A 22,831-nucleotide genomic window follows, 5' to 3' on the forward strand; every position below is an offset into this window, starting at 1 on the left:
CATTTTCCGTTTTCTGGAATAGCATTCCGGTATATGGAAGATTATGCTACTAAAAAGCCCTGCCAAAGCATCTGGGGGCTGTTTTATTGGAATGGCATGGTACTGGTAAGAAGAAGACATATGAAAAATCACGTTTACGAGGAAGACATACAGCGTTTGACAACGGGGCTGAATCGGATCGGGCTACCTGTAGCGGCCAACGCATCGGCCGATTATAGCTGCTCCATTTCCTGCAACCTGTATCGTAATCCTGACGGTACGATTCGCTGGCTCTGGCCGGTTGGGGCTGCGCAACCCGACTTCCTGCGATTTTACTATGTCGGCAGCCGTCGGGCGCAGTTATTTTCGTGGTTTGTTCGGTTCATCTTCTTCCTGAAACAGGGGAATCGGCTGGCGCAGGGTCAGCTGACGCTCTATACAACCGTTGACGGACAGCAGCGTCTTCTCGGTGCTGAGATAGCCCGCTGGGCATTGTTCACCGGAACGGCGGGCCCTAATCGTAAACTAGTGGTCTGGTACGTTACCCATGACAGCAAACGGTATTTTTTGAAAATTGCCCTTGGCCCGGCCGCTGTTAACAATCTCCGGCAGGAAGCACTGGCTTTGCAGCATCTGCAGGAGCAGCCCTTTCTGCAACTGGAAAGCCCACGTCTGAACGCGTATTATTCGGGTGTCGTGATTCAGGAAGACATGGGAAACGGGGCGGGTAAACAGGCAAACCGCCTGACCGACCTGCCCAGTGGTGCTTTGCTGGAGCTGGTTAGCCGAAACTGGCACCGCCAACCCTTGGCGCAAACGGTCTGCTGGCAGCAGGCGCTCGGTACCCTAACGGCATTACGCACCATGCCGGACACCCGTATTCCTATTGGTCTGCTCGATAAACTTGACAGGCTCATGCAGAGCCTTGATGCTGATGTAGTCGTTCCGATGGCCGCTGCGCACGGCGACTTTACCCCCTGGAACATGCTGTTGCGGAATCAGCAGCTAGGTGTGTTTGACTGGGAACTGGCTCAGCCCGTATTGCCGGGTTTGTATGATCTCTTCCATTTTCAATACCAGTCCGGTACGCTCATTGGTAATCAGGGGTTTGGCGTTGTTCGGCAGGAGATCCAGACCATGCTCAACTGCCCGGAATGGCAGCTCTTCTGCGAACGACATCGAATAGATGCCGATCTGGCCGAGATACTGTATCTGGTTCAAACAATGACCTATTACTTGTCGGTATATAGCCGTCAATCAGCCTGGCACCCGCAGGTGAATTGGTTGCTAACGACCTGGAATGAAGCGCTGACCTATTGGCTGAGCCTCCGGAACATCATGTCTGACCGACAGTTGTTGCTTCAGGATGTGGCTTTCTGGCTGCATGAAAAGCCTCATGCAGCCCTCAAATTCCTGCCTGCTCAGCTCGATGACTTGCCCGATTCGTCGGACCTTGACCTCTGCCTGCCGAGGGCCGTGGCCCGTCAGTTAACGGCCTTTGTGCGGCAGCATCGGCTTGTTCATCATGTGGTTGTTGAGACCCGGAGCTTCATGAATCAGCTGCATATTCATTGCCTGGATGATTCCAGCCTGCACATTGATCTGATCTGGTCGTTCAAGCGCAAACAGCTTGAATTTATGGACGCCCATGAGGTTTGGGAGGGGGCCGCATTAGGCGCGCATGGCCTGAAGGTGCCCCGTCGGGAGGCCGATCAAACGTATATACGCCTGTTTTATGGGCTAAACAAGGCGGTTATTCCCGAGCGGTATTATCATGTCTTCGATCAGCCAGCGCCGGTAATGGCATCAGACAAATTGGTAAACGAAGTTCGGCAGCTGCCGCCGAATCGGGGTTGGCGGGGCGTTGTAAACACACTGCTGTATGGCTGGGATACCATTCGGTCGCTGGCGTTTCAACGGGGCATGGTCGTGACGTTTAGCGGAGTTGATGGGGCCGGGAAATCGACTGTCATTGAACAAACGAAGTATCAGATCGAGAAACGGCTCCGGCAGCGGGTTATCGTGTTGCGGCATCGCCCATCGGTATTGCCCATTCTGAGCGCCTGGCAGTATGGCAAGCAGCAAGCCGAACAGCGGTCTATCCAGACGCTACCCCGGCAGGGAACGAACCAAAGCCAACTGTCGTCATTGCTCCGTTTTGCTTATTACTATACCGATTACCTGTTTGGACAGTTTTATATCCAGGTGAAGTACGTCTGGCGGGGGTATATCGTCCTCTACGACCGCTACTATTTTGACTTCATCAACGACAGTCGGCGGAGTAACTTACAACTCCCGGCGGGACTGGCCACCCGACTTTACCGCCTGTTGCTGAAGCCCCGGTTAAACGTTTTTCTGTACGCATCGCCGGAGGAGATTCTTCGCCGGAAACAGGAACTGGATGCGGGAACGATTACGGAGCTTACCGGGCAGTACCTCCAGCTATTTGATCGTTTACAAACGCAGTATCCGGATTCTGAGTACATGCCGGTACTGAATCAGGATTTGCCCCTCACGCTGAACCGGATTTTTAACCGTATTGAAGTGCATTCAGTGTATTAGACCGTATCTTCTCCTTTGCCATCGGCATTTTCTCTACCCCAAATGAAATTCTTGCTTGAAGGAATCATTCGCCTTCGAAACCCGGCATTCCGTTTTTCACCGGCCTTGACCGATGCGCTTATCGTCGCTTTTTGCTGGCAGCAGCTTCGGGCGCTGGTGCGTGGTAGTTCGGTTCTGTTATGGGGGCGGCAACCCCGGTGGATGCTGCGGGGGCGGGGCGTTCGGTTCTTTAACCTGTCGCAGATTCGCTGGGGCCGATTTCTGAAGCTGGGCGATCAGGTGTATTGTTCGGCTATCAGTACGGACGGGATTACACTTGGCGATAACGTAAGTATTGGGGCCTGCAGCCGCCTGATCGTGTCCACCACACTCGATAATCCCGGCCGTTTCATTCGCCTGGGCAACCGGGTGGGTCTGGGGGAGTTTGCTTACCTGGGTGGATCGGGGGGGCTGACCATCGGCGATGACTGCATCATTGGGCAGTATTTCAGCTGCCACCCCGAAAATCACTGCTTCGATCGTGTCGACTTACTCATACGGCTGCAGGGCGTTGAGCGCCACCCCATCACCATCGGCCGAAATTGCTGGATTGGCAGTAAAGTAACCATACTCAGTGGCGTATCCATTGGCGAGGGAAGCGTGGTAGCGGCTGGTGCCGTGGTTACGCGCAGCTTTCCGCCAAACAGTGTTCTGGGTGGCGTGCCCGCCCGCCTGCTCCGGTCACGAACGGATGCCATAAAAGAGCACCGCTCTGCCGAGAGGGCGCACACCATTAACTAGTTCGTATACCCCTTCATGAAAACCGTACTTGTAACGACCTATGCTGTCAATCCCTTCAAAGGATCGGAGGATGGTATGGGCTGGAATTTTATTCTTCAGATTGCCCGCTACCAACGGGTTATTGCGGTGACGCGGCCCAACAACGCATCGGCCATCGATCAGTATTGGGCCGCGCACCCGGAGCTTGATGAACTTCGCCAACGGGTCCGGTTCCTGTATTTCGACTGGCCGCTGTGGCTGCGTTTCTGGAAAAAAGGGCCGTTGCTGTCCATGATCTATTACTACGGCTGGCAGTTAAGTCTGGCGCTCTGGCTCCGTCGAAAGCAGCTTTCCGTTGATCTGGTGCATAACCTGAATTTCCATAATGACTGGACACCCACTTTTTTGTGGTTGCTGGGCAAGCCGCTTATCTGGGGACCGGTAGGGCATCACCCGGCTATTCCGCACCTCGCCCTTCGGGAGTACAGTCGAAAAGCCAGAGTCCTTGATCGGATGCTTTGGTTAATGAAACGGGCCTTCTGGTGGTTCGATCCACTCCTGCGCCTGAGTAAACAGAAAGCCGCCCATGTGTTGTGTATGAACCCGTCGGCCGCAGAAGCCCTTCGCCTTCCAGCGCATCGATACAGCCTCATGCCGTCGGTCGCTTCAGCCGCCGTTATGCCCGTTCATCGGCCGGTCGATTGCTTTCGGGTGTTGTCGGTTGGCCGGTTTGTTCCGTTAAAAGGGTTTACCAGTACTATACGGGCGTTTGCACACTTCTATCGGCAGCTTGGCGCACATCAGCAAAAGGAGGTCCGCCTGACGCTGGTGGGTAGCGGACCGGAAGAGGGACGCATTCGGAAATGGGTGGAGGCCGAGGGAATTGGCCACTGTACGGATATTATCAACTGGCTGCCTAAAGATCAGGTAGCCGCTTGTTATCAATCGGCTTCTGTTTTTCTTTTTCCCTCGCACGAAGGGGCGGGTATGGTGGTGGCCGAAGCCATGAGTTACGGTCTGCCCGTGGTTTGTTGGGACAATGAAGGCCCCGGCCGGTTTATCCACCCGGCCTCTGGCCTGCGGGTACCGCTCCGAAATCTGGAATTAAGTGAAGCGCAAATGGCCCGCCAGTTAACGAAACTATTCTGTTCTCCGGACATATACCACCACGAACGGCAATTGGCACTGGAGCGGTTTGAACAGGCGTTCTGCTGGTCGGTTCGGGGTGAGCAACTGAAGCAGGTTTACGAAGCTGCTTTCCGATAGCCTGATTACCTATTTAAAAAAGACAGCACTAAAACAGGTGCCTGCGGGCAGGCTCATTTCTACATACACATGACATCGAAACGGATTATTGCCGTCCATCTGCTGAATGACTGGAGCGGCAGTCCGCTTGTTTTTCGGCAAGCGTTGGAAGGGCTTCAACAGACAGGCTTTGAGGTAATTTTGTATACGGCTACCCCGTCGGGTACGGGTTTCCTGAGCCATCTCGACGGGGTGACGGTTCGGCCCATTCACTACCAGTGGTATCCGGCCCGACTGCTCACCCTGTGGCATTATCTGCGCGTTCAGCTAAGTCTGTTTCTGCGGCTGCTGTTTTTTCTGCAGTCGACCGATTGCGTATACATCAATACGTTATTGCCCTTTGGCGCGGCTCTGGCGGGCTGGTTACGCGGATGCCGGGTGGTTTATCATGTTCATGAAGTAAGCGTAAAGCCGCAGTTACTGAAAAACTGGCTGTGTCTGGTGGCTAATCGGACGGCGAATCAGGTGCTTTTTGTGTCGGTGTATACCTTGCGCGAAACAGCCCTGACCCGACCTGTCTGCACCTTGCTCTACAACGCCCTGCCCGCTTCGTTTGCCGAACGGGCTGCGGCTCTTCCAGCACCTAACATGGCGACTCACTTTACGGTGCTGATGCTCTGCTCGATGAAAGCTTATAAAGGCATTTATGAGTTTATCGACATGGCCCGATTACTACCCCACATGCGGTTTTTATTAGTGCTGAATGCCAATGAAAGCGCCGTCAATGACTTTACAAAGCGTTCGGCACCACCCGCCAACTGCTTCATCTTCCCCACGCAGACAGATACCCTTCCTTTTTACCAGCAAGCACATATCGTGCTGAATCTGTCGCGGCCCGATGGCTGGGTGGAAACATTTGGTATGACCATTCTCGAAGCGATGGCGTGTGGGCGACCGGTCATCATGCCAACCGTTGGGGGTATCTGCGAACTTATTCAGGACGGTAAAGAGGGTTTCAAGCTGGATGTACGTCAAACCCTGAGGATTACGGAAGCGCTGGGTCGTTTGTCGGCGGATATGCAGATGTACATCCATATGGCACAGGCTGCTCGCCGGCGAGCCGCTTTTTTTTCAACGAGCCGTTTTCAGAAACAGGTCATTCAGATCTTCGCCTGAGCAGACTGTTGGCCACTGGTATTGTACAGAATGGAAAAAGTTTCCAGAATCAGGAAAGTCGGGTTCGTTAAATCGTCAAAATTAGGCAGTTAGCCTACATTTGGGAGTTTGGCACGTTTCGGGCTATTGGTCTATATAGAAATAGACAATAGTATGAACAAGACAAACATTGCAATTATCGGAACGGTGGGAATACCCGCTAAGTATGGTGGTTTTGAAACCCTGGCCGAACACCTGGTTGAGCGCCTGGAAAATGAGGTAAATATATCCGTGTACTGTACCACGAAAAAGTACAGTCCGGCACAACGGCAAACCCATTACAGAAACGCCCGCCTTATTTATCTGCCCTTCGATGCCAATGGATTACAAAGCATAGTCTACGATTGTGTCAGCATTCTGCACGCCCTGTTCTATGCCGATGTGCTGCTGATTCTGGGCGTTAGTGGCGGAATTATGTTGCCCTTTGTGCGGTGGTTTACCCGCAAAAAAATTATTATTTCGATCGACGGCATTGAATGGAAACGTAACAAATGGAGTAAGCTGGCGAAATGGTATCTGTGGGGAGCCGAGTGGCTGGCTGTTCGCTACTCGCATGCGGATATTTCGGATAACGAATCCATTCAGAACTACACCGCGATTCGGTATAAAACGCTGAGCCACATCATTGAGTACGGCGCCGACCACACCCTGGCCGTTGCACCCACCCCGGCCGATCGGGAACAGTATCCGTTTCTGGCCAGGCCCTATGCTTTCACCGTTTGCCGGATCGAACCGGAAAACAACATTCACATGCTGCTGGAGGCTTTTGCCCAGTTGCCGAAACATACGCTGGTGCTGGTCGGCAACTGGCAGAACAGCGAATACGGTCTGGCGCTTCGTGAGCGCCATAAGCAGCATCAGAATCTCCTGCTGCTCGACCCGATCTACGACCAGCGTCAGCTTGATCTGCTGCGGAGCAATTGCCTGGTGTATGTGCATGGGCACAGCGCCGGAGGTACCAACCCGTCGTTGGTCGAAGCGATGTATCTGGGCCTTCCGGTAATTGCGTTCGATGTCAACTACAATCGAACGACAACGGAGGGGAAAGCCTTGTTTTTTAAGACCTCCGATGAACTGGTCCGTCACATTCAGCTGACGGCTGTTGCGGAGTTGAAGCAGCAGGGGGCCGTATTAAAAGCCATAGCGCACCGCCGGTATACCTGGTCGGTTATTGCGCAGAAGTACGCCTTTCTGATTCGGAAAGTGATTGAATCGCCCGCCAAAAGCACTCTCCGGTCAGCAGCTGGCTCCCGCCTGTCGACCGACCACCTCCTCCAATCCGAGCTGGCTCATTTACAAGCTCCCGTATACTTCTACGAATAATACCTAAGAACCCATGAATCAAGACCTTTACACGCTTGCGAGTCTCTTGTTTGGCTTCGCGGTTGCTTTTCTTAGCTGCTTCCTTTTACTGCCGCTGCTTATTCGACTGAGTCCGGCGCTTGGGCTGGTCGATAAGCCTAACAGCCGCAAAGTTCACCATCAACTCATTCCGGCTATTGGGGGATTAACCATGGCGCTGGCCCTCGTGGCTACTACGCTTGTTTACCCGCCCCTGCAGGTACTTTTTCGTCAGTATACCACGTTAACGCTGGCGTTGCTGGTGTTGTCGGTAACGGGGGTGGTCGATGATCGCCTGAATATGCCGGCATTGGTTCGTCTGCTCATTCAAGTGGGTTGCGCGTTTGCCGTGGCACAGCATGGCATTCGCCTGAGTTCGCTGCACGGCGTTTTCGGGATCACGGATATTCCTCTGTTTTTCCAGTATGGGCTAACGGTACTAATCCTGACCGGTATGGCGAACGCCTTTAATCTGATTGACGGTATCGACGGGCTGGCGGGCAGTCTGGCACTTGTTAACTGCCTGCTATTGAGTTTTCTATTGGTATTCATCTGGCAGGAGCAATGGCTTTGTCTGCTGCTGCCGCTGACGGGGGCGCTATTGGCCTTTTTGAAATTTAACTGGCGACCTGCCCGCTTATTTATGGGCGATGGGGGATCCGTTGCGCTGGGGTTCCTGATCGCGGCCGTGGGTATTGTGCTTGTGGAGCAGACGTATCAGCAATCTCTTTTCCGGCCGTATGCGCCCCAGATCGTGGTGTTGGTGATGGCGAGCTGTATGATCCCGATCATGGATGCCCTTCGGGTATTCGGTACCCGGATCAGTAAGGGTGCATCGCCCTTCTCCGCCGATAAAAACCACATGCACCACTGGTTACTGAAGCATCGATTTGCTCATTCGCAAATAACACTGCGTATTGCCGGGGCTCATGTTTGCCTGATTGGCCTGTCGTTGGGGGCATCCCTTATCTGGAGTATTTCCACTATACTTTTCCTGCAGGCTGCCTTTATTGTTGCCTATACCGCCATGGTCCAGCTTAGTTACTCGTTTCTGAAAAGTTACCGTCTAATCAAGAAAATGGAGGTAAGGTAGCTATTGGTATGTATATATGACCAATTGAATACTAGTTATTTATAGTTTTTTGCATTAAGTATATTAAATTTGTTAATAAATTTCGTATACTTAATCTAACGCCGTTTTAATTATCGTGATAGAGGCTCTGAAATTATGAGCGCTATTAACGGACTTTTTAGTCTTGATTGGTTACTAAATATTGAGAACTTAGCTAAAAAATATAATTTAACGGAAGAAAAACTATTTAGCAGTAAGCAACATCGTACAATGACCCAGTCCAGTATCTACCGTATCTTTATTATTGAGGACGACCCCTGGTATGGTGAAGTTCTTAAATATCACTTGTCCCTGAATCCAGACTACGAACTTTATCGGTTTACTACGGGCGAGGAATGCTTAAAAAATCTGGATACCTATCGGCCTCATCTGGTCACCATTGATTATTCGTTGCCCGATACGAACGGAGCGGATCTCTTTCGCCGTATTCATGAGCAGGCACCCGATACACCCGTCATTGTCATAAGTGGACAAAAAGATGTTGAAACCGCTGTTGGTTTGCTTCAGGCCGGGGTTCAGGACTATTTTGTGAAAGATGACCGCACCAAGGACTTGCTTTGGAACGCCATCCTTAAAATTCGGGAAAATCAGAATCTGAAGCAGGAAATTGCTCAACTGCGGGAGGAACTGGGACAGCGATACGAATTCGGCTCGATTATCAAGGGTGCCAGCCCGGCTATCCGGAAAGTATTTTCACTTATTGAAAAAGCGGCCCGAACAAATATCAATGTGTCGATAACGGGGGAGACCGGAACCGGAAAGGAACTGGTAGCCAAGGCTATCCATTATCATTCCGACCGCCGGAAAAAACCGTTTGTTGCCGTTAACATGGCGGCTATTCCGCACGAGTTACTGGAAAGCGAGTTGTTTGGCCACGAAAAAGGAGCTTTTACGGGTGCCATAAGCCGGAAAGTCGGCCGTTTTGAAGAAGCGAATAAAGGGACACTATTTCTGGATGAGATTGCTGAACTAGACCTGGCCTTACAAAGCAAGCTCCTGCGCGTATTGCAGGAACGGGAGCTGACGCGGGTAGGCGGCACAGAAAAGACAACCCTCGACCTGAGGCTGGTGATTGCTTCGCACAAGAATTTGCTGGATGAAGTCCGGCAGGGGCGTTTTCGCGAAGATTTATATTACCGGCTTATGGGCCTCCCGATCGACCTGCCGCCCCTTCGCGAACGGGTAAGCGATATTATGCTGCTGGCCCGCTTTTTCCTGGATGAATTCTGTCAGGAAAACCGGTTGCCTGCCATGTCCATTTCATCAATGGCCACGGAAAAACTACTGCGTTACAATTTCCCCGGTAATGTACGTGAACTGAAAGCGGTCATGCAACTGGCCGCGGTTATGTGCGATGGCGTAGATATTAAACCCGATGATGTGCTGCTGGCTTCCGAAACAGAGCATCTGATTGCCGATGCGGAAGAGAAAACGCTTCGTGATTATACCATTCAGATTATTAAGTCCTATCTGAAGAAACACGATAACAATGTAGTACTGGTGGCCGAGAAGCTGGATGTTGGCAAATCGACGATTTACAAAATGATTCAGAATAACGAACTGTCGCTATCCTGAATCTGACGGTTTCAAGAAACGGAATTTTGAATGGAAACATCGTCTACTTTCCCATCACCCGCTCAGTCGCCATCTGATTTGAGGCTGGAAAATGAACGGCTGCGGCAGGAAAAGCAGCAGTTGGAAGAGACTGTACGCCAACAGCAAATGGCAATAGCCCAGGCTGAACAGCGATGGACGTTTGCCATGGAAGGGGTTGGCGATGTAATCTGGGAATATAACCTGCAAACCGGAAAGGTGGCTCGCTCGACCCGGGTTCTGGAAATTCTGGGTTATTCGGGCGATGAATTACCCGATACCATTCAGGGATGGAAAAGCCTGGTGCATCCGCAGGACATTGATCTGGGTGTTACCTATGAAATAGACGAGTACAAATCCGGACGTCGCCAAAGCCACTCAACCGCCTATCGACTTCGTTGTAAAGATGGTTCCTACAAGTTCTTTCTCGATCGCGGGCGTCTTTTCAATTATTCGGATGATGGTAAACCCCTGCTGGTGATTGGGACCATGACCGACATTACGCATCAGAAATTTATCGAAGATGCGTTGCGGAAAAATGCGAACCGCCAGGCAAATCTTATCGCCAGTCTGCAGGATGGTATTCTGTTCGAAGATGAGGAGCGGGCCATCGTACTGGTCAATCAGCACTTCTGCGACCTCTTTTCCATTCCTGCAACACCCGATCAGATGAAGGGTATGGATTGCTCGGGTATGGCTGAGCAAAGCAAGAACTTCTTTAAAGATCCGGAGAAGTTTGTGGCGGGGGTCAACAAACTGCTGGCCGATCAAAAAGCGGTTACCGGCGAAGAGCTGGAGCTGGCCGACGGGCGTATTTTTGAGCGGGATTATGTCCCAATCTTCATGGACAATGTTTATTCCGGGCACTTGTGGAAATACATTGACATTACCACCCGAAAACGGGCGCAGGAGGTCTCACTCCGGCAGCGTGAGAAGTTCCAGCGTATTATCGAAAATATGAATCTGGGGTTGATCGAGGTGGATCTTGACGACCGTATCGTTTACACGAACCAGAGCTTTTGTACCATGAGTGGGTACGAACCCGATGAACTGGTTGGCCATATCGCCATCGATATTCTACTCAAAGGCCAGAACGTCGAGTTCATGAAAGAGAAGAATGACAGTCGGCTATCGGGTACTATTGATGCGTATGAGGTAGCCGTAAAGAATAAACGGGGCGACGCCATGTGGTGGTTGATCAGCGGGGCGCCTTTGTATTCAGAAACCGGAGATGTTATCGGGTCGACGGGTATCCATCTGGACATTACCAAACAGAAGCAACTGGAATCCGAACTGCGGATTGCCAAACAGGGGGCCGAGGATTCATCGCGGGCTAAAGAACTGTTTCTGGCGAATATGAGCCATGAGATCCGCACCCCCATGAATGCCATTCTGAACCTTGGTCAGCAGCTTACCAAAACGGTCCTGACCGATCAGCAGCATTTTTATCTCAGTATGATCAATAAGGCCGCCAGCAATCTGTTGGTCATTATAAACGATATACTGGATTTCTCGAAAATAGAAGCCGGGGAGCTTTCGCTGGAGCACATCGGGTTTAACATGCCCGAACTAATTCAGCAGGCCGTACTGGTGATGGCACAAAACGCGGATAAGAAAGGGCTTCGCCTGTCGGCAAACGTTGATCCGAACCTGGCGCCCGTACTGCTTGGCGATCCATATCGACTGAATCAGATTCTGCTGAACCTGCTTGGCAATGCCATTAAGTTTACCGAAGAGGGAAGCATCATTGTGCAGTGTAAATGTGCAACGCACGGTGCTCGTCAGGAGGTCGACATAACGGTTTCAGATACGGGTATTGGTATAGATCCAGGCTTTCAGGAAAGCCTGTTCACCAAGTTTACTCAGGAAGATGAAAGTATTGGCCGGCGGTATGGCGGCACCGGCCTTGGCATGAGCATTACCAAACAACTGGTCGACCTGATGGGCGGAACCATCAGGGTTGAGAGCCAGAAAAATCAGGGCACATCGGTATACGTTCATGTAAGCTTTCCGATTGGTTCGAACACGAATCTGGTGATACCGAAGCAGGAAACGCAGCATGATCGGGTCCTGAAGTCGAAACGCATCTTGCTGGTGGAGGATAACACGATGAATCGGCTGGTTGTCCGAATGATTCTTGATCCGTTTGGGGTTGATCTAACCGAAGTAGATAACGGCGTCGATGCACTGGACGTATTACGGGGTGGTTCCTTTGATCTCGTGCTGATGGATGTTCAGATGCCCATTATGGACGGGCTGGAAGCTACCCGGATCATTCGGCGTGAGATCAGCCCGTCGATACCCATTATTGCGCTGACGGCCAGTGCCATTCGTAGTGACAAAGAAGAATGTTTCAAGGCGGGCATGGATGATTTTCTGGCTAAGCCGTTCGACGAAAAAGAACTCATTGACCAATTGGTAAAATGGTTGAATTGTGTCGATACGGTTGTTGAAAAACCGACGACTACACGAGCCCATGCCCTGTATGATCTGTCAATGTTAGAAACAATCAGCCAGGGGAATCAGGACTTCATTCAAAAAATGATTAGCCTGTTTTGTTCGGAAACGCCTGCGGTAGCCTCGCAGATCAGAACGGCCTATGAAGCGGAAGACTTTGAAAAAGTAAAATACCTGGCCCATCGAATCAAGCCGTCGATTGAAAGTCTGGGCATCTACCAGCAGAAAGAGGCTATCCGGCAGATTGAACATCTGGCGAAAGAAGGCCAAAAATCGACCGAACTGGCGGGGCTCATCCTGGCATTTGAGAAGACAATCGGCGAGGTCGTTGCGGATATGCAGACGTTATATCCTGACTAATAGCAGCAAAGGCTTTTACTAGTCAGGATAGGATTCGTACATTAGTTGCCTAGGCCGGGCAAGGCGGCTGTTTGAAGCCAGAACCGGCAAACGCGTTCAATAGCCTGGGTGAACGCTATATACCCATCCTGTAAGGAAATGACAGAATTCGCCTGACGGCGGTAGCCATCCGTCACTAAACTGTCGGTTGGCGACACCAGTAAGATGATCGGAAGCCGGCAGAGATGCGGATGCTGTTTGAGGTGCTGAAGTGTCTGCAAACGTTCCAGCGTAGAGGTTCGTGCATCCAGCAGCAGCAAGGCCGGAAACTCGTCTTCGGTAACCTGGTTAAACAGGTCGGGTAAATGCTTGCCCTGCTGCATACTGTGGAACTGGTAGGATGGCCATTTCTTCTCCATCATTTGCGCAACCAGCAGTGCATTGGGCTCATCATCAGTAACTAACAGAATCGACTGCTTTGGCCCACTCACTGGCTCGGCTGTCGCCTGCGTAAGCGTTACCGTGGGCTGGGGGGCAGTTGTTTTATCCATCACGGGCGAAAGACGGTCGGCCAGCGCATCGACCACCTGATTCCAGCGCCGACGGCTCACCGGAAAGGTGACACCACTTTCGAGCTGAATTTCGCCCGCCATTTTTTGCCGTGGGGGCTGATGCAGGCTCTTTACGTAAGCAGGATTGATAAGAACAGTTTTATGTGCCCGGATAAAACCAGGTAACTCACACTCCAGGTAGCTAATGGGTTTAGCCAGCAGTTTTTTTTCACCATTTCGAAAATGAAGCCAGCTATAATTATTAGCTCCCAACAAATGAGTGATGAGTTCCGGATACTGTAGGGCAGGTTTGATAACGCTCATGATACGATTACGTTAAGAGAAAGAGGCTCTCTTTTGTAAGATTAGTATGTTTATACTGTATTTATATCGGATTAATAGGGAATCGGTAAAGGGTTAACTTAAAACCATGTATTTGGTTAGTTTTTAATTCCGAATAGAAAGGCTATGAGACGCCTGCCAGTATCTGATAAGTGCTTTTTTTGAAAGTTTCTAGTTATCAGGCCAATAGCCTTTTGGCAGGTAACCAATTTAAGAAGAGGTGGGTCCCGATAAAAGAAGAAGTCGTTCTCTTCGTCATACCTACCCAAAGACTTCCCGGCGGCACTACTAAGCTCATTTGTAAAGCGTTATTCTAATAAGCGTATTTTTATGGAATATGTGTTAACTTGGAGTTTATTAATACTAAATTTGTGAATATTTATATTGAATTTCATACGTAGTAAATATATACTAGTAAAAAAGGTCAGGCTTTTTACATAATATAGCCACTTGTAACTGTACGAAATTAATGACAAGGCTGAAAGCAGAACTCTATGAGCTTATAGGCAATCATGAGTCTATTTTTGATTTTATTCAGGAGGTTGCCATAGATGGCTTTTGGTACTGGGATTTGGAAAATCCGCAGCATAGGTGGTTGAACCCAGCTCTTTGCTCAAGATTAGGCTACCAGCCTGATGAGCTGCCCAACTGGTCATCATTAATCCATCCGGACGATCTGCCGGCCGCAACCGAGGAAATTCTGGACCGGATCGATCTGCCAGATTTTAAATACGAACAGGAAATAAGATATATACACCGGGATCAGGCCGTTATTCGGGTTCAATGCCGGGGTTGGGTGGTTAGGGATGCGCAGGGAAAGCCCAGTCGAATGCTCGGTGCACATTATGATCTGGTCCGCGAAGCAGATATAAGTAATCTCAACAGTCAGGAGAAGGTTTTCTATAAAAACATACTTGAAAATCAGTCGGTCTATGTGGCTAAAACTGATTTGAGTGGGCGTTACACCTTTGTAAACGATTATTTCTGTCATGCTTTTGGTCTTGAGCGGTCCAGAATAATAGGGACTCACTCGCTGGAATCTGTCCTCGAAGAAGATCATCAAAAGTGCGGGGAAACGGTTATCAACTGCATACAGAATCCTGGAAAATCGTATCAGGTCCTGCTACGAAAACCGCACAAGGACGGTCGTATTCGCTTTACCCAGTGGGAGTTTGTGGCGGAGTCAGTGGCTGGCGATCAGATTACTGAACTACTTTGTATCGGGTATGATGTAACGGATAAGGTCAGGATAGAAGAAGATCTGGCTATAATGCTGACCAACATGAGCGACGCGCTGTTGAGCATCGATGCGCAGGGAGTTCTCCGATATGTGGCCCCTAACTTTACCCGGTTATATGGCTATGAACTAAGTGAAGCCATCGGCAAATCGTTTATCGACTTTGTGCATCCCGACGATGTGTCGCACTGCTTTGCTGCCTTACAGGAGACCATTGTGTCAGATCAAAGTCCGGCCATCGAACACCGCATCCGACACAAAAACGGGCAATGGTCGTGGAGTATTACAAAAGGCATTTTTGACCCAAAGAAACGAGAAGTTACCGTTACCTGCCACGACATTACCGACCGTAAGCTGGACCAGGAGAAGCTAAAAGAACTCGCGTTGGTGGCGTCAAAAACGACGGATATTATTATTATAACCAATGCGGATGGGTTCATTACCTGGGTAAACAACGCCTTTGAGAAGCAGACGGGTTACACAAAAGAGGAGGTCCTGGGCCGAAGGCCGGGTGTTTTCCTGAAGGGGCCGCAAACCGACCCGGAAGCCAGCCGACGTATGGGGCAGGCCGTTCGGGAAAAAAAGGACGTTACCGAGGTTATCCTCAACTATGCCAAAGACGGGAGTACGTACTGGCTCGATGTTACCATTACTCCGGCCTTCGACGAGGCAGGCAACTGTACGCACTTTATTGCCGTTGAACGTGATATTACCAGCCGAAAGCAACTGGAAGATACCCTGAGGGCCAAAACCCAGGAGTTGGAAGCTTTTTTTAACACCGCACTCGATCTGTTCTGTATCGCCGACCTGAGTGGGAAATTCATTACGGTCAACCAGGCCTGGGAGTCTATTTTAGGCTATTCCATCGAAGAGATAAATGGGAGCCAGTTTCTCGGATTTGTTCATCAGGACGACTTGCCGAAAACGCTGACTGCGCTGCAAATGCTGGGACAGGGCGGAAAGGTCTTTAACTTCACAAACCGCTACCGCCGGAAAGATGGGGCCTACCGGGTTATCGAATGGCGGGCCATCACAGAAGGAAGCCTGATATACGGGGCTGCCCGTGACATCACCGACCGGCAGCGTGCCGAAGATGAACTGACGCACACCAAAGAAATTCTTGCCCAAACGAATCAACTGGCCAGAATTGGCGGCTGGGAAGTGGACTGGAGAGAGAAAAAGCTCTACTGGTCCGACATAACCCGGGAAATCTACGAAGTGTCGGACGAGTATGCCCCAACACTGGATGAGGCCGTTGCTTTCTTTAAAGAAGGGCAGAGCCGGGAAACGTTTTTAGAAGCCGCTGCCCGGAGTGTTCAGGACGGCACGCCCTGGGATCTTGAGTTAGAAATAGTGACGGCCAAGGGCAACAGTATATGGGTGAAAGCACTGGGGGCAGCGACGCTCGTGGATGGCGAGTGTATTCGGGCTTATGGTACATTTCAGAATATAACGGAACGAAAAAAAGCGGAACAGGAATTGCTGCGGGCCAGAGAACAGGCCGAAGCCGCCAGTAAAGCCAAGTCGGAGTTTCTGGCCAATATGAGTCATGAAATACGGACGCCCCTCAATGGGGTTATTGGCTTCACGGATCTGCTTCTCAAAACGAATACCGATAGTACCCAACAGCATTATCTATCGCTGGTATTTCAATCAGCTAATTCACTGCTCGATATCATCAATGACATACTTGACTTCTCCAAAATTGAAGCCGGTAAGCTGGAGTTAGCCATCGAGAAATCAGATCTGCTGGAAATAGGCGGTCAGGTTGCGGATATGATAAAATTTCAGGCGCACCAGAAAGAGCTGGAAATGCTGCTGAACATTGCGCCTGATGTGCCTCGTTTTATCTGGACAGACCCTATCCGGATTCGGCAAATACTGGTGAATTTGCTGAGCAATGCCGTCAAGTTTACGCAGTCGGGTGAAATTGAGTTGAAAGTAGAGCTGCTGGAGCCACTAACGACCAGCGAAACCCGATTCCGGTTTTCAGTACGCGATACGGGAATGGGCATTGGGCCAGAAAATCAAACAAAAATATTCGATGCCTTTGCCCAGGAGGATGCGTCCACGACGCGCCGGTTTGGGGGTACGGGGCTAGGCCTGGCTATTTCCAATAAACTGCTGGCGCTGATGGGTAGCAAGCTTCAGGTAACCAGCGTTATTGGCGAAGGCAGTACGTTTTATTTTGATGTCGCCTTCCAGTCGATGGGGGGAGAGGCTTTGGAATGGGACAATCTGGACGATATTAAACAGGTGCTGATCGTTGATGATAACGCGACCAATCGGCAAATTCTAACCGCAATGCTGCACCTGAAAGGCATACAGACCGAACAGGTAAAAAGCGGAATTGAGGCATTGGAGAAATTAAAAACGGGTAAGCATTTCGACGCCGTTTTGATGGATTACCATATGCCTTACTTCGATGGCCTGTCTACCATTCGGCATATTCGCCAGGAATTAAAACTTCAGCCCGATCAGTTACCAATTATGCTGTTGCACAGTTCATCGGAAGATGAAAAAGTAGCGACGGCCTGTGCTGAGCTACAGGTGTTTCAGCGGCTGGTAAAACCGGTTAAACTGGGGCAGCTTTACAATTCGCTGAGCCAGATAAAACGCCCAAGAGCAGTACCGGATGTTATTAAAAAACCGCAAAGGCAGTACATCGACGAGGTGTATGCTCATCAACCGCTCACGATTCTGATTGCCGAAGATAATAAGGTCAACATGCTGCTGGCTTCATCGCTTCTGGAACAGATGCTTCCTAAAGCAAAATTACTGAAGGCGGTAAATGGCCAGGAAGCCATCGAACAGTTTCAGTCGGGCCATCCCGATCTTGTTTTTATGGATATTCAGATGCCCATTACCAATGGGTATGAAGCCACCAAAGTCATTCGTCAACTTGAAATAGGCAAACGGACGCCAATTATTGCCCTCACTGCCGGTACTGTTCAGGGAGAACGGGAGAAATGCCTGGAAATGGGCATGGATGATTACCTGAGTAAACCCATTCTGCCTGCTTTACTGGAAAAAATTATTGGCAAATGGATGGCCCAGACGGGCAAGCTGCTGGATGATGAAGGGGCTGCCGATGTTGATTATAACGCTCATTTTGATCTCGACGGATTGAAGGAGCGAATGGGCAATAACGAGGAGTTGGTGAAGGTGTTGGTCGAGTCGGCGCGGGAGTATATGGATACTGTACCGGCCACTATTCAGAACACAGTCACAAATGGTAGCGTACAGGAATTGAAATCCCTGGCTCACCAGCTGAAAGGAACGGCATTGACGGTAAACTTCACCCGGCTGGCCGACCTGGCCCGTGAACTCGAAGGGGTAGCGCCAACCGATACGCAGCGAATCACCTATCTGTCTGCCAGCGTGGAAAAAGAGGTGATCTTTCTGATAGAGATGCTGCGGACCGAAGCTTATCGCTAACCGTATGAGAATAAGCGACCTTACTTTTTGCTGACAAACTTATTGCCGTTGATGTAAAACCGGTAGGGTAGGTCAACGCCCTGCGTCAGGCCGATGCGCGTTGTGGTCACCATGTCGAAGTCATGTAGAACCGGTCCGCGAATAAAGATATCACCGGTGGCCAGCGACGAAAAGTTATGCTCCTTTCGGTTTATGCCCAGCGCAATGGTAAGCTTCCCCGGCCCATTAGCCAGATTACGCTCCCCGTCGGCAGTGGTTGGATCGATGGTATTGTTCCGGTAACGCTCGAAACCGGTTTTAAAGGCTTCATTTCGTCGGTGCCCCATCAGGTCAATTCCTTCGGTAGGCTGGAGCGCGCGAATGAGCACGGCTTCTCCGACACCTTCCGGCCCCGTTACGACATTGATGCAGTTGTAGTGATTGTAAATCTGGTACACATACAGGCTTCCCGCCGGGCCGAACATGGCCGCATTGCGCGAGGTTTGGCGTCGGTAGGCATGGCAGGCCGGATCGTCGGTCAGGTAGGCCTCCGTTTCAACAATAACCCCCGCTGTGGTGCCGTCGGCGGCAGACTCATGAACGAGTTCGCAGCCGAGCAGCAGTTGAGCAAGGGTTATTGTATCATGGTTCTGATAAAAATCCAGCGGAAGCTTAGGCATAGATCCTAAATCACATTCATCGTTTGTTCTTTTATTTTCTCCAGCTCATCTTTCATCTGCACCACAAACCGCTGAATCGCTGCGTCATTGGCTTTGGAGCCGATGGTGTTGATCTCGCGACCAATTTCCTGAGAGATAAAGTTCAGTTTTTTGCCGTTGGCTTCTTCGGTTGCCAGCACTTCCAGAAAATAGCTGAGGTGGTTCTTGAGCCGGACTTTCTCTTCCGAGATGTCGAACTTCTCCACATAATAGACTAACTCCTGTTCGAAGCGATTGTTATCGAAGGATTCACTGTCCAGCAATTCACGCACTGAATGACGCATTCGGTCGCGCACGGCGGGAATCCGGCGAACATCCTGCTCTTCAACATCAGCGAGCCGGTCAGTGATGATCTGGATATATTCCTGGAATTTGCCTTCCAGCACGGCACCGTCCTGCTTGCGGAAGCCGTCGCACTTGCGAATAGCTTCCTGAACCGCTTCCAGCACCGTTGCCCAGTCCGACGAGTCGGCGGTGTGGTCAGTGGATTCGGTCAGGTAGGCGTTAGGTTGCTGCAGTGCCATCTGAAGAACGTCGCCGTCCGGAATGCTCATGAGCATGGTATTCGCCGTTTCTTTCAGGTCCGATACATAAGCCGCCACCAGCGGCCGGTTGATGGTGACGCCGGGCCGAATGGCGTTGGTGCGGGTCAGGTTGAGGGAAAGCTCGACCTTGCCCCGCTCCAGCTGATGGGTCAGCAACGCACGAAGCTCAATTTCTTTGTCAGAGAACTGGCGGGGCATTCGGCAGTAAATATCCAGAAACTTTGAATTAAGGGTCTTTACTTCCGCAGTTACCGACAGGCCTTCAGCCTCTACCGTTGCATTGCCGAAGCCGGTCATTGATTTAAGCATGTATTGAACTGGTTATTGGTTAGTGGTTATCGGGTTATTGGTTATCAGGCGATTGGTTGTTAAGCATTAGGGATCGTAACGCAGGAACCGAATAACTCAATAACCAATCACTCACTTCAGGGCTCCTTCTGCTATTTCTAAAAACTCTTTTCTGTTTCGGGCAACATCGATGGCGGTATAGATAGCCTGAAGCATCGATGTCTCATCGGCCAGATCTTTCCCCGCAATGTCGTAGGCGGTGCCGTGGTCGGGCGATGTCCGGACGGCAGGCATACCCGCCGTGAAGTTGACTCCTTCTTCAAAGGCAATGGCTTTGAACGGAATTAACCCCTGGTCGTGATACATGGCCAGCACCGCGTCGAACTTTGAATAGGCCCGCGTGCCAAAGAACCCATCGGCGGGGTAGGGGCCAAAGACCAGCTGGCCTTTGTTGCGCCATTCGGCAATCAGGGGTTTGATGATCTCATTTTCCTCATTACCCAGCAGCCCCTCTTCGCCGGCGTGTGGGTTCAGCCCCAGCACCGCGATCTTCGGTTTTTCAATGCCAAAATCCTGTTTCAGCGACTGCATCATCAGGGTCAGCTTCTGCGCGATGCGTTCGCGGGTAATGTTCTGACGAACGCGTCCCAGCGGCACATGACCCGTAACAACCCCTACGCGGAGGGTCTGGCTAACCAGGAACATCAGGTTATCCTGAACCCCAAATTCCTGCGCCAGGTATTCGGTATGGCCCGGAAACTTGAACTCTTCCGACTGGATATTATTTTTATTGATCGGAGCCGTTACCAGCGCATCCAGCTTACCGGCTTTCAAATCGTCGACAGCCCGTTGTAAACAGGCCAGTGCTGCCTGCCCGGCATCGGTTGTGACTTGGCCCGGCTGAATATCCTGATTCTGGTCTGGCCAGCAGGTAATAACATTGGTAAGCTTATGGCTGATCTGCCCGATCGACTGAGCGCCGTTCAGATTCCAGTCTTTCAGGTTCAGTAAGTTGCGATAACGGTTCAGAATACGCATGGAGCCGTAAATGACGGGTGTGCAGATTTTCTGGAGCCGGTTGTATTGCAGGGCTTTCAGGATCACTTCGGGCCCGATACCGTTATAATCACCCAGTGAAATGCCAATAACGAGCCGGTCTTCGCGTCCGCCGGTTTCCGTCACCTGTGCCGTCGGGTCATTGCCCGCCCGGGTTTCCAGATCGCTGGAGATCGGTTCGCGTTGTCCGTTTCGGTTTTCGTTAGCGGGTCGGTTGCGGCCCGGCTGGTTGTCATCGCGCTGGCGGTTTTCATGAGGACGCTGGCCGTTATTGGGCTGCCCGTCACGCTGATTTTTAGGGCGCTGGTTGTTGTTCCGTTGTCCCCGGTCCTGGCGGTCGCCGGCAGGAGTCGTCTGCTCGCCAGCCTCCGCATTGGCAGGCCGTTCGTCACGATTGACACGGTTTTGCTGCTGCCGGTTATCGCGCTGGCCCTGTCCGCCCTCTCGTGGGGCGCCATCGCGTGGTCCGCCATCGCGGTTTCGGTCGCGCTCGTTACGGGGTTCACCTTCTCGTGGTCCGCCCTCCCGTTGTCCGCCTTCCCGTGGGTTTCCACCTCGCTGACTGTTATCGCGTTGGCCGCCCTCGCGCGGGCCGTTCTCTCTTTGTCTGCCCTCTCGTGGTCCGCCCTCTCGTGGGGCGCCATCGCGTGGTCCGCCATCGCGGTTTCGGTCACGATCATTGCGCGGCTCACCCTCACGTGGGCCGCCCTCACGTGGGCCGCCCTCACGTGGGCCGCCCTCACGTGGGCCGCCCTCTCGTGGGCCGTTATTGCGTTGTTCGCGTTGTGGGGCAGTCTGTTTGTTAACACCAGCTTGTCCGTCTGGGGTAGATCCTGATTCGTCCACTTGTGGGGTTTTCGATGTACTGTCTGAATTCTCCGGGACAGACGGTGTTGTACGGTGGGAGTTCGATTCTTCGGATTGGCGTTGTTCCATGTACTTTTTGTAGTTTCGCCAAGAGTTAGCAAATAGTGAAAAATGAAGAATGAAAAGTGACGAATAAACGGAATAAACCAAACACGTGTTTACTCAGCACTTTTCATTCTTCATTTTTCACTGTATTCGCTGCAAGTTACGAAAACACAACGGATGTCCCAGAATCAGCGCTCTATTCTCATTGCCGACGAAATGCACCCTTCGCTGTTTGCCATGCTCGATCAGGCAAACTTTCGGTACGACTACCAACCTAAAATTACCCGGGCCGAGCTTGTGACGGCCATTGCGCCATTCGATGGCCTTATTATTCGAAGCAAGACAACTATTGACGAAGAACTTCTGACACACGCAACAAACCTGCAGTTTATTGGCCGGGCAGGAGCCGGTCTGGATCTGATTGACCTCGAAGCGGTAAAAAAACGGGGCATCCAGGTCTTTCATGCCGGTGAAGGAAACCGCGATGCCGTAGCCGAGCATGTAGTGGGTATGCTTTTAGGCCTGCTAGCCAATATCCTTAAAGCTGACCGCGAAGTGCGTCAGGGTATCTGGGATCGGGAAGGAAATCGGGGCTATGAGCTGGGTAGCCTCACTGTGGGCCTTATCGGCTACGGAAACAATGGGCAGGCTACGGCTCGCCGACTGAGTGGTTTTGGGTGCCGTGTGCTGGCGTATGATAAATTGCTGACCGGCTACGGCGATGCCTTTGCGCAGGAAGCCACCCTCCCACAGATCATGGCGGAAGCCGATGTGCTGAGTTTGCATATACCGCTAACCGACGAAACGCGCATGCTGATCAACGACACCTTTATCGATCAGGTCAACAAACCATTTTATCTGATAAACATCGCACGGGGAGAAATCACGTCCTTGTCGGCAGTGGTACGCGGGTTGGAAAGCGGAAAAATCCGCGGAGCCTGTCTGGATGTGCTGGAGAACGAGAAACTGGCAAAACTCACCCCCGATCAGCAGCGCTCCTTCGACTATCTCCGCCAGTCGGACCGGGTTGTCCTGACGCCCCATGTGGCTGGCTGGACGCACGAAAGTTATGTTCGTATCAACGAAGTGCTGGTCAGGCAAATGCAGTAGAGCCGCCATACCTTGCGGCTCATTCCCGGATG

14 protein-coding genes are annotated in these 22,831 nt (G+C 51.3%); 10 read left to right on the plus strand and 4 right to left on the minus strand.

The window, feature by feature from the left end:
* The first annotated feature begins 120 nt into the window (after window positions 1-120).
* The 8 genes from ACYVK4_RS28250 to ACYVK4_RS28285 all read left to right on the plus strand — a co-directional run bounded on the left by ACYVK4_RS28250 (window position 121) and on the right by ACYVK4_RS28285 (window position 12,643).
* Window positions 121-2,541, plus strand: coding sequence for a phosphotransferase (locus ACYVK4_RS28250; RefSeq protein WP_461130932.1), 2,421 nt, complete (start codon window positions 121-123; stop codon window positions 2,539-2,541).
* Window positions 2,542-2,583: 42 nt separating this feature from the next.
* A complete protein-coding gene (locus tag ACYVK4_RS28255; RefSeq protein ID WP_461130933.1) occupies window positions 2,584-3,321 on the plus strand; it encodes an acyltransferase in 738 nt (245 codons plus the stop codon).
* A gap of 15 nt (window positions 3,322-3,336) precedes the next feature.
* Window positions 3,337-4,566 (plus strand): glycosyltransferase family 4 protein, encoded by a 1,230-nt coding sequence (locus ACYVK4_RS28260; RefSeq protein ID WP_461130934.1) that lies wholly within the window; start codon window positions 3,337-3,339, stop codon window positions 4,564-4,566.
* Window positions 4,567-4,635: 69 nt separating this feature from the next.
* Window positions 4,636-5,721, plus strand: a complete 1,086-nt coding sequence (locus ACYVK4_RS28265; RefSeq protein ID WP_461130935.1) for a glycosyltransferase family 4 protein — start codon at window positions 4,636-4,638, stop codon at window positions 5,719-5,721.
* Between the two features lie 153 nt (window positions 5,722-5,874).
* On the plus strand, window positions 5,875-7,083 hold the full coding sequence (locus ACYVK4_RS28270; protein WP_461130936.1) for a DUF1972 domain-containing protein: 1,209 nt from the start codon (window positions 5,875-5,877) through the stop codon (window positions 7,081-7,083).
* Window positions 7,084-7,096: 13 nt separating this feature from the next.
* Entirely contained in the window at window positions 7,097-8,194 is a 1,098-nt protein-coding gene (locus tag ACYVK4_RS28275; RefSeq protein WP_461130937.1) for a glycosyltransferase family 4 protein, read from the plus strand.
* A 249-nt stretch (window positions 8,195-8,443) separates the two neighbouring features.
* Window positions 8,444-9,808, plus strand: a complete 1,365-nt coding sequence (locus ACYVK4_RS28280) for a sigma-54-dependent transcriptional regulator (RefSeq protein ID WP_461130938.1) — start codon at window positions 8,444-8,446, stop codon at window positions 9,806-9,808.
* 30 nt (window positions 9,809-9,838) lie between these two features.
* Window positions 9,839-12,643 carry a PAS domain S-box protein gene (locus tag ACYVK4_RS28285; protein WP_461130939.1) on the plus strand — a complete coding sequence of 935 codons (2,805 nt, stop codon included), beginning with the start codon at window positions 9,839-9,841 and terminating at the stop codon, window positions 12,641-12,643.
* Window positions 12,644-12,684: 41 nt separating this feature from the next.
* On the opposite strand, the gene ACYVK4_RS28290 is transcribed toward ACYVK4_RS28285, so the two are convergent.
* The gene (locus ACYVK4_RS28290; protein WP_461130940.1) at window positions 12,685-13,497 is read right to left on the minus strand and encodes a LytTR family transcriptional regulator DNA-binding domain-containing protein; all 813 of its coding nucleotides are present in this window, start codon (window positions 13,495-13,497) and stop codon (window positions 12,685-12,687) included.
* A gap of 487 nt (window positions 13,498-13,984) precedes the next feature.
* On the opposite strand from ACYVK4_RS28290, the gene ACYVK4_RS28295 reads away from it, so the two are divergent.
* Window positions 13,985-18,190 carry a PAS domain S-box protein gene (locus tag ACYVK4_RS28295; RefSeq protein ID WP_461130941.1) on the plus strand — a complete coding sequence of 1,402 codons (4,206 nt, stop codon included), beginning with the start codon at window positions 13,985-13,987 and terminating at the stop codon, window positions 18,188-18,190.
* 20 nt (window positions 18,191-18,210) lie between these two features.
* On the opposite strand, the gene ACYVK4_RS28300 is transcribed toward ACYVK4_RS28295, so the two are convergent.
* The 3 genes from ACYVK4_RS28300 to pdxA all read right to left on the minus strand — a co-directional run bounded on the left by ACYVK4_RS28300 (window position 18,211) and on the right by pdxA (window position 21,713).
* Window positions 18,211-18,849 carry a DNA-3-methyladenine glycosylase gene (locus ACYVK4_RS28300; protein WP_461130942.1) on the minus strand — a complete coding sequence of 213 codons (639 nt, stop codon included), beginning with the start codon at window positions 18,847-18,849 and terminating at the stop codon, window positions 18,211-18,213.
* A 5-nt stretch (window positions 18,850-18,854) separates the two neighbouring features.
* Window positions 18,855-19,742, minus strand: a complete 888-nt coding sequence (locus ACYVK4_RS28305; protein ID WP_461130943.1) for a YicC/YloC family endoribonuclease — start codon at window positions 19,740-19,742, stop codon at window positions 18,855-18,857.
* Window positions 19,743-19,853: 111 nt separating this feature from the next.
* The gene (gene pdxA, locus ACYVK4_RS28310) at window positions 19,854-21,713 is read right to left on the minus strand and encodes a 4-hydroxythreonine-4-phosphate dehydrogenase PdxA (protein ID WP_461130944.1); all 1,860 of its coding nucleotides are present in this window, start codon (window positions 21,711-21,713) and stop codon (window positions 19,854-19,856) included.
* A 153-nt stretch (window positions 21,714-21,866) separates the two neighbouring features.
* On the opposite strand from pdxA, the gene ACYVK4_RS28315 reads away from it, so the two are divergent.
* The gene (locus ACYVK4_RS28315) at window positions 21,867-22,799 is read left to right on the plus strand and encodes a 2-hydroxyacid dehydrogenase (protein ID WP_461130945.1); all 933 of its coding nucleotides are present in this window, start codon (window positions 21,867-21,869) and stop codon (window positions 22,797-22,799) included.
* Window positions 22,800-22,831 lie beyond the last annotated feature (32 nt).

The organism is Spirosoma aerophilum (assembly GCF_054782495.1).